Below are 14851 nucleotides of genomic sequence, written 5' to 3'. Positions count from 1 at the left end.
GCATTTTCAAAAAACAACTACTTCGATAAATAACCATTTTGACAAACGACTACTTTGATAAATGATTCACGGTCCATACTGCTGCCTCTACCCGTGTACGTAGTCCAGTTTTGTTCAGAATATGCTTAACATGCACTTTTACTGTGGATTCTGCGATATCCAGTTTGTTGGCGATCATTTTATTACTTAAGCCTTCCGCAATCATTTGAATCACTTGCAACTCTCTAGTGGTGAGATTGCCAGCGATATCTTCAATGCTTGGTGTACGTAATGTTTGTGCCAAGATTGAGGCCAAATTGGGACTGATAACCAGCTCACCGCGCAACACTTTTCTAATATCGACGATGATTAACTCAGGCTCCATATCTTTTAGCAAATATCCGTCCACCCCTAATTTCAACGCTTCTTGCACGTCTTCTCCGCTGTCAGAAACTGTAAATAGCAAGGTAGCCACGTCAATATTTCTGGCCTTGATTTCTCTTAAGGTTTCGATACCAGTCAACACTGGCATTTTATGATCTAGAATGACCAGATCGACCGGATTGTTTGCCAAAAAATCCAATGCTTCTTGTCCGTTATTCGCCTCACCAACGACCGTTACATCACTTTCGAGACTGAGCAGTTCTGCGACACCGCGGCGCAGCATAGGATGATCATCAACCAATAGTAGCCGAGCCGGAGAAGCAGACGTATAAACTTTAGTAGTCATAAAATACTCACAAATTGAAAAATGGTACAAAAAATACAATGCAGTAATGCAGTGGTTAAGAGCGTTTACTAAGCCTATTCACTTAGTTTTGCTCAGCCATATAATCCGTAAAGAAACTGGGTACAAACCTGACGATGACGCTGGTACCTGCGGGTACATTATTAGAGATGATCAAATCACCGCCTAATTTATAGGCACGCTCTTTCATAATCATTAGACCATGATGCTGGGTCTGATTGACAGTCCCTGATATGCCGATGCCGTCATCATTGACCATCATCGCTACATAATTACTTTCATCGTCATAAACCAAATCGATAGTGACGCTGTTAGCATGGGCATGGCGACTGATATTCGACAGTGCCTCCCTTATAATTTGAATGAGATGTACTTGTTCGGTTGCCGTTAGATTCAAGGATAGGATTTGATTGTTGACCTTTATGTCAAACTGCCCTTTTACAGCAAACTCATCAGCCGCCTCATATAAAGCTTCATCAAAATTGCCGCTATCAATCGTCAAGCGAAAAGTCGTCAATAAGTCTCGCAGCTCATGATAAGCAGAGTTCAGACCCATTTTTATTTGACCGATATGCTGCCCAACCTTGATTTGACTTTGCTCATCAAATACCACCAGCCCACTGTCTTTATCAGCAGACAGTTGCAGATGTTTTTCGAGCACGCTGACTTGTATTTTTAGATAAGACAATGACTGTGCTAAAGAATCATGCAACTCCCTAGCAATGGTCGAGCGCTCTTCAAGTAGAATAAGCTGATGGTCTTGCTGCCTTTGTCTGCGTAGCGATAAGGCGGTGCTGACGAGATTGGTCAGCACAACGATCAACTCATTGTTTTTAGCAATTAAATAACTACTATCCACTTCTACTACTTTGATGCGTGTTGAATCTTCCTCGCTTTTTTTCTTATCTTCTGCATAAGCTTTATTGGTCATTAAGACAGATTTTGGTCTGACCTTTAGCTCACCAAATTCTATATCTTGATGAATAATCGGAAACGTTTTGGTATAAACGTCTTCTTTAATAGAACAGCTATCACAAGTGAGTTTGGTACATAGCTCCTTCATCCTATCATCGTGCAGGGCTATAGAGTTTTTATTGGTTAGAATATTGCTTTGGATACACAGCGTAAAATCTAAATATGGGAATATACACCCAAAGCCAGTAATCAATTCATCAAGCCGATGTAAGCTCACAGGGCTACTGGTCAATTGCTTTGAGAAATCATAAAACAATGATAAGGCTTGGTTGGCTTTTACCAGATGCTGGGTCTTTGTCTGTACCTCACTCTCAAGTGAGCGCTGATACCTCTCAATGGTACTGGCCATACCGTTAAAAGAATTGCCAAGCGCTTCAAATTCTCTATAACCGCTGATAGACACTCTCGTATCATATTTGCCTTCTTTAAACGCCCGATTGGCTTTAATGAGTTGTTGAATAGGCGTTAGCACTGAGTTCTGTAATCTCCGTACGCCTATCAGCATAATAATCATGCTCAGTATCAATGATAGTATTTGTAGGTTTTGCTGCCATGTCTGACGCTGCTCATTTCTATCCTGTAACACGCCAACAAAACGATTAACATCATCAATATACTTGGTTGAATTACTATAAAAGCCTTGCTTGTCTTGTGCCAACAATGCTGGTTTTAAATCACGAAACCATTGTGATTTTATCTGGCTCCATTGCTCACTGATCGCCTTATCTCTGTTGGCACTGGTCAGTTGATACGCTTGTAATTTGTTGAGACGACTCTCCATGTCTTCAACCAGTATGTCTATTTTTTCAGACTCACTTTTATTGGAGAAATCCAGTCTGTCTTGCTTTTCTACCTGCGGCGCATTGTCACTATCTAAGCCATCTTGTTTGATATTTAGGCTTGAGCTAAAGGGATGGTTATCCGCAAAGTCAGTCGCTAGCTGAAAGCTAATGCGATACGTTGCCATGCGTATCGAGCCTGCGGTATTAATCGCCTCAGCATCAGACTTTGCGACCCAAGCGAGCGCACCGCTGCCTATCGCTGACATCAAAAACAAAGTAGCGATGATCGTAATAGCAATCCAAGTATGAAGGAACAAAGACTGCCGTCGTAGATTAGACATGATTAATAGCGCTCCCATCAAACACTTTCTGCACAAAAGATTTGAGACCTTAAAATTGAACGTCGCAAAAGCAAAAAACATACAGCATAAAAAATACTACAGCGCACTTATCATTCCATCGACAAGCAAAATTTTAGTGATAAACCTACCCGCAATATACCCCTTTTAGTCATCAGTATACCACTATGTATGAATACTACTCACCGTGATAACACAGTACCGTGAGTTATCATTTTTTGATAGAGCAAGTGATTCATAGCGCTCATAAGCCAGTACGGCGGCTCTTTGTCATCAACAATAACAGGAGTAAGCGCTACGGTTTACTTTAAGTTTAGACAGCCATTTGATGATAAAAAATACTGAACATAACTAGGCATAGCTGATACTAAGTGAGGAATAACATGGGCAATAATTACAACTTCAAAGGTGGTAAGCTCATCACTGACTGGCGACCTGAAGTAGAAGAATTTTGGGAAGGAGGCGGCAAAAAAGTCGCTCGTAGAAATTTATGGATATCCATTCCATCGTTGCTATTGGCATTTGCAGTATGGATGGTATGGAGTGCCGTCATCGTCCGTCTGCCAGAGATTGGTTTTGATTTTGATGATGGGCAGTTGTTTTGGCTCGCCGCGCTGCCCGGACTATCAGGGGCAACGCTGCGAATTTTTTATTCTTTTATGGTGCCTATCTTTGGTGGGCGACGTTGGACAGCGATATCTACCTTATCCCTGTTAATTCCAGCATTATGGATGGGCTTTGCGGTTCAGAACCCTGATACGCCATTTATGATATTTGCCATCATTGCCCTACTTTGTGGCTTCGGTGGTGGTAACTTTGCCTCCTCCATGTCCAATATCTCGTTCTTCTTTCCAAAAGCAGAACAGGGCACTGCGCTTGGGCTAAACGCGGGTTTGGGTAACCTTGGCGTGTCGGTCATGCAGTTCGTTGTACCGATGATTATATTAGTAGCAGCCTTTGGCAGCTTAGGCGGCGACCCACAAGTCTCTGCAAGCGGTCAGCTGTTTTATCTACAAAATGCAGGCTTTATTTGGGTACCCTTTATTCTGCTATTTTCAGCACTGGCATGGTTTGGCATGAACGATATTGCCACTGCTAAAGCTTCCTTTAAAGACCAATCCGTCATCTTTAAACGCAAACATAACTGGATCATGTGTATCCTATATATGGCGACCTTTGGCTCGTTCATTGGTTTTTCAGCCGCGTTTCCGATGCTGATTAAAAACTCATTTCCCGCCATTGATGCGCTTAAATTTGCCTTCTTGGGTCCTTTAGTTGGTGCGCTATTTCGCCCCTTAGGTGGTTGGATATCTGATAAAACCAGTGGCGCAAAAGTGACTTTTTGGAACTACATCGTGATGGTATTGGCGGTATTGGCGGTGATGTATTTCCTGCCTAGCGAGACTCATGAGGGCAGCTTTGTCGGATACTTCATCTCCTTTATGGTGCTGTTTATCACCACGGGTATCGGTAACGGCTCTACCTTTACCATGATTCCCGTTATCTTCAGAACCTTTCATGAACGCCTTGAACCTCAAAAAGCAGGTACAGAGGAATTGTTTGTCGAGATACGTAAAGAATCAGCAGCAGTGGTTGGCTTTACCTCAGCGATAGCGGCCTATGGCGCATTCTTTGTCCCAAAAATGTTTGGTTCAGGACTGGGTGTTGATGGTACTTTTATCGCTTTAATTGTTTTTTATGTTCTCTGTATTGTGTTGACATGGTGGTATTACAGTCGCCCTAATGCTGAGATTCCTTGCTAAAGTAGCCTTTTATAAATCATTCTTTGAAAACAGATTTTCAAATTAAAAACATCTCTCTTTATAGTGCTACTTGCCAGCGTAAGTAGCACTTTTTTTATTTTTACCAATCCATATTCTACTTATAAATAAGCCCGACTTATAAATACTCAACGATTTTTTAAGCACATTTTATCATTTATCGCTACTACTAAGGTGGTAGTGCTCTGCTCATGTTAGCGGATAGCAAGAGGGCGATGGCTTACTTAAAATAATACCATCGAAAAACATTTACAGCTTGGGCAGAGGGTTGTTTTTACCACGCCATTCAGCTTTAGATACCCCATAGGCAATAATACAGAGGATAGCGAAATGAGCCATTTACTCGACCAATTCCGTTTTTTTAAACGTAAAAAGGGCGAATTCTCCGATGGGCATGGTGAGACGCGCGATGAGTCTCGTGACTGGGAAAACGTGTATCGTAGCCGTTGGCAGTATGACAAAGTCGTGCGTTCAACGCATGGGGTCAACTGTACCGGCTCTTGCTCATGGAAAATTTACGTAAAAAATGGCTTGGTCACGTGGGAGACGCAGCAAACTGACTATCCTGAAACCCGTCCAGACTTACCAAACCACGAACCGCGTGGCTGTCCTCGTGGCGCAAGTTATAGCTGGTACATGTATTCAGCGAACCGTGTGAAATATCCTAAAGTACGTAAGCCGCTTCTAAAATTATGGCGTGAAGCTAAAGCGCAGTATCCTGATCCTGTCGATGCGTGGGGCAGCATTGTCCAAGACCCTATCAAAGCAGAACAGTATAAATCCAAGCGCGGTTTGGGCGGTTTTATTCGCTCAACGTGGGCGGAAGTTAATGAAATTATCGCTGCTAGTAATGTCTATACCGCCAAAACCTTTGGTCCTGACCGTATCGTTGGCTTCTCTCCGATTCCTGCGATGTCGATGGTCAGTTACGCCGCCGGTAGTCGCTATTTATCACTTATCGGCGGTGTTTGCTTGTCATTCTATGACTGGTATTGTGACCTGCCACCAGCGTCGCCGATGGTTTGGGGCGAGCAGACTGACGTGCCAGAATCAGCTGATTGGTACAACTCTGATTATATTATTGCATGGGGTTCAAACGTTCCGCAAACGCGTACACCAGACGCGCATTTCTTTACTGAAGTCCGTTATAAAGGCACTAAGACCGTTTCTATCACCCCTGATTATGCGGAGGTTTCTAAGTTAACTGACTTATGGCTAAATCCAAAACAGGGTACTGATGCGGCTGTTGCGCAAGCATTCTGTCATGTCATTATCAAAGAGTTTTATCTTAAGCAGCCAAGTGACTATTTCTTAGGTTACGCCAAACGCTATACCGATTTACCAGTGCTCGTGATGCTAGAAGGTGAAGAAGGCGCACGCCGTGCTGGTCGCTACCTGCGCGCTTCTGACTTAATCGATAATTTAGGTCAAGAAAACAATCCTGAATGGAAAACCATCGGTCTAAATAGTGATGGTGAACTGGTTTCTCCACTCGGCTCGATTGGCTATCGTTGGGGCGAAAAAGGCAAATGGAACCTTGAGCAAAAAAATGGTACGACAGGCGCAGAAATTGACCTAACATTGACTTTAAAAGACAGCAATGAGACCTGCAAAGTCGGCTTTGATTACTTTGGTCATGTGGATCATCCACATTTCACCTCCGTACCGGGCGAAGCGATACAGCAAAAAACCGTTCCTTGTAAAACCATTACCCTTGCCGATGGCAGCACCGCTATCGTTGCGACCGTCTTTGATCTAACCGTTGCCAACCTTGGCGTGGATAATGGTGTTGGCGGCGAGCATGTCACCGATGACTATAACGATGCCACCGTACCGGGTACGCCTGCTTGGCAAGAAGTCATCACCGGTCTAAGCCGTGAGCGCGTCATTCAAGTCGCGCGTGAATTCGCTGAAAATGCCCATAAGACTCATGGTAAATCGATGATTATCATCGGCGCGGGTATGAACCACTGGTATCACCTCGATATGAACTATCGCGGCGTGATTAACATGCTCATGCTATGTGGCTGTATCGGCAAATCTGGCGGCGGCTGGGCACATTATGTTGGTCAAGAAAAACTGCGCCCTCAAACGGGTTGGTTGCCATTGGCCTTTGCGCTTGATTGGCATCGTCCGCCGCGTCATATGAATGGTACGAGCTTCTTCTACAATCACAGCTCACAGTGGCGTCACGAAACCATTTCTGCCCATGAGATACTCTCGCCTCTCGTTGATAAAAAGTTCTTCCCTGAGCATATGCTTGATTACAACATTCAAGCAGAACGCGCAGGCTGGTTGCCTTCAGCACCACAACTCAACCGTAACCCACTGACCATCGCTGCCAAAGCCAAAGAAAGTGGCAAAGGTGTGGAAGAATATGTGGTCGATTCTCTCGAAGATGGCAGCTTACGCTTTGCTTGTGAATCACCTGATAACCCAGCCAACTTCCCTCGCAACATGTTTATCTGGCGCTCAAACCTATTGGGCTCATCAGGTAAAGGTCATGAATATATGCTGCATTATTTCTTGGGCACCAAAAACGGCTTGCTCAATAAAGAAAATGCAGAAGGTCACCTACAACCAAAAGAAGTCGATTGGGTAGAAAAAGGCCCTACTGGTAAATTAGACTTGGTTGTCACCCTAGATTTCCGCATGTCTTCTACCTGTTTGTATTCTGACATCGTGCTACCAACTGCAACTTGGTACGAAAAAGATGACATGAATACCTCAGACATGCATCCATTCATTCACCCATTAACCGCCGCGACTGACCCTGCGTGGGAATCTAAGACCGATTGGGAAATTTATAAAGGCATTGCCAAGAGCTTCTCTGAAGTATCAAAAGGTCATTTAGGTGTTGAAACTGACGTTGTCACCTTGCCGATGCAACATGACACCCCAGGTGAGTTGGCACAACCATTTGGTGGCACTGACTGGAAAACGGCTGGCGAAAAACCTATACCGGGTAAAAACTGTCCCATGATTAAAGTGGTTGAGCGTGACTATCCGAGCACTTATAAAAAGTTCACTTCTATGGGTCCTGCCTTAGAAAAACTGGGCAATGGCTCAAAAGGCTTGAATTGGGATATGAAAACCGAGGTCAAACAGCTTGGTGATTTAAACCACCGCGTGACTGAAACGGGTATCTCTGAAGGCAGACCACGTCTCGATACAGCCATTAATGCTTCTGAGATGATCTTGATGCTCGCGCCTGAGACCAATGGTCATGTCGCCGTAAAAGGCTGGGCCGCACTCTCTGAATTTACTGGTCGCGACCATACTCATCTTGCCAAATCTAGCGAGCATGAAAAAATCCGCTTTAAAGATATCGTCGCACAGCCCCGCAAAATCATCTCAAGCCCGACATGGTCAGGCATTGAGTCGGATCAGGTCAGTTATAACGCGGGCTATACCAACGTCCATGAGCTGATTCCATGGCGTACGATTACTGGTCGCCAGCAGTTTTATCAAGACCATCCTTGGATGCAGGCGTTTGGTGAGCAAATGCAGCAGTATCGTCCACCTATCGATACCAAGACCACTGAGCTGCTCAAAGACGCCAAACCAAATGGCAATAAAGAGATTGTACTGAACTTCTTAACCCCGCACCAAAAATGGGGCATCCACAGTACCTACTCTGAAAACTTGCTGATGCTGACCCTAAGTCGCGGTGGACCTTGTGTCTGGATGTCAGAAGTCGATGCGCAAAAAGCCGGCATCGTCGATAACGACTGGATTGAGCTGTTCAATGCTAATGGGGCAATCACTGCCCGTGCCATCGTCAGCCAAAGGGTGAAAGAAGGCATGACCATGATGTATCACGCCCAAGAGAAATTGGTCAACATTCCAGGCTCTGAGCAAACAGGCACGCGTGGCGGTATCCATAACTCGGTCACTCGGACGATTTTGAAACCGACGCATATGATTGGCAGCTACGCCCAGCAGTCTTATGGCTTTAACTATTATGGCACCGTCGGTTGTAACCGTGATGAATTTGTCGTGATTCGTAAAATGTCAAAAATCGACTGGCTAGAAGATAAGCCAGATAACGAATTGCCACGTCCGTTACCAACCAGCATTGAAGGGTAAAGCTGTTTCTTCTATCGAAAAGATATCCTGATTTCAGGATATCTAGGAAGAACATAAAGCTGCTTTTTTACTATTATTTGGAGCACAGATCCATGAAAATTCGTTCGCAAGTCGGCATGGTGCTTAACCTTGATAAATGTATCGGTTGTCACACCTGCTCAGTCACCTGTAAAAACGTCTGGACCAGCCGCGAAGGTATGGAGTATGCGTGGTTTAACAACGTTGAATCAAAACCCGGTATTGGCTATCCCAAAGAGTGGGAGAACCAAACCAAATGGAAAGGTGGTTGGATACGCAATGCCAATGGCACTATCAATCCACGCATCGGCGGTAAATTCAGAGTATTGGCAAATATCTTTGCTAACCCTGACCTACCAGAAATTGATGACTATTACGAGCCGTTTGATTTCGATTATCAGCATTTACATACTGCGCCTATCAGCAACCATCAACCTATCGCCCGCCCGCGCTCAGCCATTACTGGCAAGCGTATGCAAAAGATTGAATGGGGTCCTAACTGGGAAGAAATCCTCGGCTCAGAGTTTGAAAAACGTCGCAAAGATAAGAACTTTGACAATATTCAAGCGGAGATTTATGGCGAGTACGAAAACACCTTTATGATGTATCTGCCACGTCTGTGCGAGCATTGCTTGAATCCAACTTGCGTGGCGTCATGCCCAAGTGGCGCGATTTATAAGCGTGAAGAAGACGGCATTGTCTTGATTGACCAAGAAAAATGTCGCGGCTGGCGCATGTGTATCTCAGGCTGCCCGTATAAAAAGATTTACTACAACTGGAAGTCGGGGAAATCCGAAAAATGCATCTTCTGTTATCCACGTATCGAAGCCGGCTTACCGACCGTTTGTTCAGAAACCTGTGTTGGTCGTATCCGCTACTTGGGCGTCTTGCTTTATGATGCTGACAAAATCGCTGAAGCAGCAAGCACCCCTAACGAGCAAGACCTTTATCAAGCACAGTTAGACGTATTTTTAGATCCAAATGACCCTGCTGTTATCGCCCAAGCATTAAAAGACGGTGTACCGCAATCGGTCATTGATTCAGCCCAGCGCTCACCAGTTTATAAGCTGGCGATGGATTGGAAACTTGCGCTACCGCTACACCCTGAATACCGCACGCTACCGATGGTTTGGTATGTACCGCCATTATCACCGATTCAAAATGCTGCTGAAGCAGGCAAAGTCGGTATGGATGGTTTGATTCCAGATGTCGACAGCTTACGTATTCCACTGCGCTATTTAGCAAACATGCTTACCGCAGGCGATGAAGAGCCAGTACGTTTGGCATTGAAGCGCCTACTGGCTATGCGTAGCTACAAGCGTATGCAATTGGTTGAAAAACAAGAAGTCCAAAGTATCTTGGATGATGTGGGTTTGACCAAGCTGCAAGTGGAAGAGATGTACCGCTACTTGGCTATCGCCAACTACGAAGATCGCTTTGTAATTCCAACGGCGCATCGTGAAGAAGCATTGAGTGATGCATTCGCTGAGCGTAATGGTTGCGGATTCACCTTTGGCGAAGGCTGTTCAGGACATTCGGACAATAGCATGTTTGGACAACGCAAAACCAATCGCCGCGATTTCATCGATACTGTCCAAAAGTGGGAGTCATAAGATGCAAACTACTCAACTTAATAACAGCACTTCAGTGCATGAGCCAATTACCCAACCAACCATCGGCCATTCAGACTTAAAACTACTCAAGGTACTCAGTCTACTTATCGATTATCCAAGTAATGAGCTGTTTCTCGGCGATACGCTTGCCGATTGCACAGAGATTGTCGCCAAATCAACACTAATTAGCCCTGAAGTACGTGCGCAAATCATCGATTTGATTGAAGATTTAATCGATACCGGCTCTCTTGAGGCGCAAGCGCGTTATGACGGTCTGTTTGAGCGCGGGCGTTCTTTATCACTATGGTTGTTTGAGCATGTACATGGCGAATCGCGCGACCGTGGTCAAGCGATGGTCGATTTGATGGGTCAATATCAAGAAGCGGGCTTTGAGATTAGCGTCAAAGAGCTGCCTGATTATCTGCCTTTGTATCTTGAATTTTTAGCGTATCAAGCAACCATTATTGAAGACGACATTCAAATTCGTATGGATATCGCTGATGTGAGCCATATCCTCGCTTTGCTTGCTGCCAGATTAGAGGGTCGCGGTAGCTTGTATAAAGGCTGCTTTAATGCGCTATTGCAAATCGCTGGTAAACCGCTCGATATCGTTGAAGAGTATCAAGAAAAAATCAGCAAAGAGAAGCGTGATGACAGCTTTGAAGCATTAGATAAAGAATGGGAAGAAGAAGTGGTGACGTTTTTGGATGCGCAACAAGAAGAGCGCTGCCCGTCACAAACAAGTACCCAAAATCTTGCAGCAAAAGCTGGTATAAAAAATGCCTCTGCTGCTAATGCAGTCGATGCTCCAGTGCACTGGGTAGATTTTAAAACCAACCAACCGGTTAAATCATAATAAGGAGAAAGGACATGAATATCGCAGATCCTAGTGTGCAGTCTTTAGCCAACCTAAACTGGCTACAAATTTTCCTTTTTGGCGTTTATCCGTATGTGGCATTGACCATCGCTATTATTGGTACTTGGGTACGTTTTGATTTATCTCAGTATTCATGGAAGACGGGCTCGACGCAGATGCTCAGAAGCAAAAACATGCGCCTTGCCAGTAACTTATTCCACGTTGGCATTATCGTAGTCTTGCTGGGTCATTTATTTGGCATGTTGACACCGCATTTTCTTTATGACAGATTTATCAGCGCTGGGCATAAGCAGATTTTAGCAGTGGTCGTTGGGGGTATCGCAGGGGTATTCTGTTGGTTTGGCTTGGTCATGCTCATGTGGCGACGCTTTACCGATGACCGTATCTCAAACACCTCATCGTTCTCAGACAAGCTGGTACTGGTGCTGTTATTTATCCAGCTGAACTTAGGTCTGCTGTCCATCTTTACGTCAGTGAAGCATTTAGATGGCTATACCATGATGAATTTGGCAGGCTGGGCACAGGACATCACAATATTAAGACCTTTGCAGGCAGCGGCGCGCATTGAGCAAACTGACTTAATTTATCAGCTGCATATGGCGCTAGGCATCACCCTGATTGCGATATTTCCGTTTACACGGCTTATTCATATCATCAGCGCGCCAATTTGGTATTTCGGCCGTCGCTATCAAATTGTCAGACAAAAGAACTCTCAGTAAGGCTGTAGAGCAGTATCTAAATGGAACGGCGTTTTCAACCCTATCCTCACCTAGATATTGCTCTTTACCCTACCTTTAACGATGAATCAACACGCCCTATATTTTAGAATTTCTATTACCAGAATCCTTAGTGGAGCAAAGCCATGACTGTCAGTACCTACAATCCAGCCGACCATGCGACCAACCAAAACGCTCATGTGCACAGTGGTAATCATCACAGCCATGATAATGACAGTCACAGTCATGCCGATCACACCCCTACTGGTCGCGGTGATGATATTCTTAGAGTAATGCCAACCTTATCTGATTTGCAAAAACCGCATTCTGACCAAGAGTTCATCGAAAAAGCAATGGCGGAAGAGCGCAGCAACCATAAAAACCTGATTGCCTCTAGCCGTGATGAGCTGCCTTCAGTGACGGTCAATGGGGTGATGATAGATAGAACCAATATTGCTCAAGAGCTGCAATATCATCCAGCAGAAAACAAAGAAGACGCCGTCTTTTTAGCGACGCAAGCGCTGGTTGTGCGCGAATTACTGAGATTGGCGGTTTTAGATGAGCCAAGCCTTGGTGAAGCGGCGTGGGAAAACGACGAAGAGCAAGCTATCTCTACTTTAATAGACAAAAACGTTCAAGCAACGATGCCAGATATGGCAACCTGTGAGCGCTATTATAAGCAGAATATGACTGACTTTAAGACTGATCCCATCATGACTGTACGCCATATTTTATTGGCATGCCCGCCTGAAGATGGCGATGAGCGCTTAAAGCTTAAAAAAACCGCGTATGAGTTTATCGAACAAATCAAAAATAATGACAATCCTGATGCCGAGTTTATCCAGTTAGCACGCCAGTATTCTGCTTGCCCTTCAAAAGAGCAAGGTGGCGAACTAGGTGTGATTAGCAAAGGTCAAACCGTACCAGAATTTGAAGGTGTATTGTTTAAGCTCGATAAAGGACTTGCGCCAAGTCCTATCGAAAGCCGTTACGGTTTTCATATCGTTGAGGTGCTCAATAAGGAACCTGGGATACAGATGACTTATGAGCAAGTCAGCCCTGCAATCCACAACAAATTGAGCCAACAAGCCTTTCACCAATCATTATGCGACTACTTGTTTACCTTAGCGCATGAGGCTGATATCCAAGGTATCGAGATGACACTTGAGCAAGAGAATATCTTCCGCGGCTAAGCAGTCCGCTGTCGGTCACTTAATTCTTATGTTATAAAGTAGCTGCTATGGTATAAAGGTTCTTGTGATACAACACCCTTTTTATGCTATGTGTCGTTCAATATCAATAACACAGTTCAATATTAATAAAATGAGTAGACGTTTATGATTACGGTTGCAGGACTTATCTCTGAAATACAGCAGCGCATAGAAACTTATAATACTAACGACTATCCGCTACACAAAAGAGTGGTCGAAAGCTACGATTTATTAGACAGCCGTCATCATATATTGGCAGAAGATATTGTCTCGCCTTTTGCCATACCAAGACAAAATCTATCGGCGATGGATGGTTATGCGATCGCTAAAGACAGCCTACTCTCAGCAGACAGCACGATTGATATCGTGGGTGAATCACAAGCGGGCAGTCCTTATAGTGGCGACATTTCAGCAGGACAAGGGGTGCGTATCTTTACCGGTGCGGTCGTTCCTGATAGCTGTGATACGGTCATCATGCAAGAAAACACCAACTTTGCCGCCATAAAAGGCAGCATTGATAAATCGCAGCTTTATACTATTACCCTCAGTCAAGACGCTAAGCATGATGACAATATCCGTAAACAAGGCGAAGAAATTGAAGTTGGCGAAGCGGTTCTATTAAAGGGTAAACGCCTAAATCCTGCTGATATTAGCTTATTGGCTAATTTGGGCTTTGGTCAAGTGACGGTATATAAGCCTTTAATCGTTGGTGTGCTCGCAACCGGTGATGAGCTAGTGGCGATTGGCAATGAGCTGACCAGTTTGGCGCAAATCTATAACTCGAACACGCCTACCCTAAAAAGCTTACTAGCTGATTTACCCATTACTATTCGTGATTATGGCATTATCCCAGATGATTTAGATAGAACCACCGCCGCCGTAACCCAAGCCATGCAAGAGTGTGACGTCCTTATCTCCACGGCTGGGGTATCGGTTGGCGACTATGACTTTTTAACCACTGTCATTGGGCAGCTTGGACAGATTAACCACTATAAAGTCGCGATGAAGCCCGGTAAGCCATTTGTCTTTGGCGAGCTAACCAAAGATCTTGCCAAGCCCGTGCTATATTTTGGCTTACCCGGCAATCCGCTATCGACCATCGTTGGTAGTCTGCAATTTGTCATTCCAGCCTTGTGGCAAATGGCAGGCGCTGCGCAACAAGAGCGACCTATGCAGTTAAGTCTCACTGCAACGCTTAAAAATGATATCAAAAAATCAGCGGGACGGATGGATTTTCAAAGAGGCATATTGTCCCAAAACGAACTTGGCGATTTCCAAGTTGAAAGCTTTACCAAGCAACAATCACACCGTATCAAACAACTAAGCCACGCCAACTGCTTCATTGTACTAGCACAAGATTCTGGCAATGTAGCCGCTGGTGAAACCGTAAAAGTGCAGCCCTTTCCTTGGTTGCATTGCTAAATAATCGCTAAACAACAGCTAAATAATTGAATCATTAATAACAGTATAGTTAAAAAGCTGCATGGCTAATCAAGGGTATAAAGCGTTACACAGTTAAGCATTCTTTATACTGTTGATTAGCCATGAATCATGAGAAACTGCTTGGGGCGTATGTTGATTTTAAAAATCATAACCAAGTAGCATCTACTACTTTAGTGGTAGTTTTTGGGTCACTTACGGTGAATGGTTATTTGCTAGCAAGCTGTCATAATCATACCCAAATAGAACTTCCCACTCACAAC

9 protein-coding genes are annotated in these 14851 nt (G+C 44.5%); 7 read left to right on the top strand and 2 right to left on the bottom strand.

Going from position 1 to position 14851, the window contains the following annotated elements; all coding sequences use genetic code 11:
* Positions 1–49 precede the first annotated feature (49 nt).
* Both narL and ACP7AE_RS04435 read right to left on the bottom strand, forming a co-directional pair.
* Positions 50–709 (bottom strand): two-component system response regulator NarL, encoded by a 660-nt coding sequence (gene narL, locus ACP7AE_RS04440; protein ID WP_045447151.1) that lies wholly within the window; start codon positions 707–709, stop codon positions 50–52.
* Between the two features lie 82 nt (positions 710–791).
* On the bottom strand, positions 792–2825 hold the full coding sequence (locus tag ACP7AE_RS04435) for a histidine kinase (protein WP_426241600.1): 2034 nt from the start codon (positions 2823–2825) through the stop codon (positions 792–794).
* 401 nt (positions 2826–3226) lie between these two features.
* Between ACP7AE_RS04435 and ACP7AE_RS04430 the strand changes: the two genes are divergently transcribed.
* From ACP7AE_RS04430 to glp, 7 genes are all read left to right on the top strand, one after another.
* Entirely contained in the window at positions 3227–4606 is a 1380-nt protein-coding gene (locus tag ACP7AE_RS04430; RefSeq protein WP_426241598.1) for a NarK family nitrate/nitrite MFS transporter, read from the top strand.
* A gap of 348 nt (positions 4607–4954) precedes the next feature.
* On the top strand, positions 4955–8713 hold the full coding sequence (locus ACP7AE_RS04425) for a nitrate reductase subunit alpha (RefSeq protein WP_426241596.1): 3759 nt from the start codon (positions 4955–4957) through the stop codon (positions 8711–8713).
* Positions 8714–8805: 92 nt separating this feature from the next.
* Positions 8806–10344 carry a nitrate reductase subunit beta gene (narH, locus tag ACP7AE_RS04420; protein WP_055125087.1) on the top strand — a complete coding sequence of 513 codons (1539 nt, stop codon included), beginning with the start codon at positions 8806–8808 and terminating at the stop codon, positions 10342–10344.
* 1 nt (position 10345) lies between these two features.
* Positions 10346–11200, top strand: coding sequence for a nitrate reductase molybdenum cofactor assembly chaperone (narJ, locus tag ACP7AE_RS04415; protein ID WP_426241593.1), 855 nt, complete (start codon positions 10346–10348; stop codon positions 11198–11200).
* Positions 11201–11214: 14 nt separating this feature from the next.
* Positions 11215–11940, top strand: a complete 726-nt coding sequence (gene narI / locus ACP7AE_RS04410; protein WP_045447153.1) for a respiratory nitrate reductase subunit gamma — start codon at positions 11215–11217, stop codon at positions 11938–11940.
* A gap of 290 nt (positions 11941–12230) precedes the next feature.
* Positions 12231–13130 (top strand): peptidylprolyl isomerase, encoded by a 900-nt coding sequence (locus tag ACP7AE_RS04405; protein ID WP_426241701.1) that lies wholly within the window; start codon positions 12231–12233, stop codon positions 13128–13130.
* Between the two features lie 144 nt (positions 13131–13274).
* The gene (gene glp, locus ACP7AE_RS04400) at positions 13275–14570 is read left to right on the top strand and encodes a gephyrin-like molybdotransferase Glp (protein ID WP_426241591.1); all 1296 of its coding nucleotides are present in this window, start codon (positions 13275–13277) and stop codon (positions 14568–14570) included.
* The last annotated feature ends 281 nt before the right edge of the window (positions 14571–14851 follow it).

This window comes from Psychrobacter sp. TWP2-1-2 (assembly GCF_049896785.1).
GTDB lineage: Bacteria > Pseudomonadota > Gammaproteobacteria > Pseudomonadales > Moraxellaceae > Psychrobacter.
Note: the sequence above shows the minus strand (reverse complement) of the source record. Positions and strands in the feature narration are given on the sequence as shown.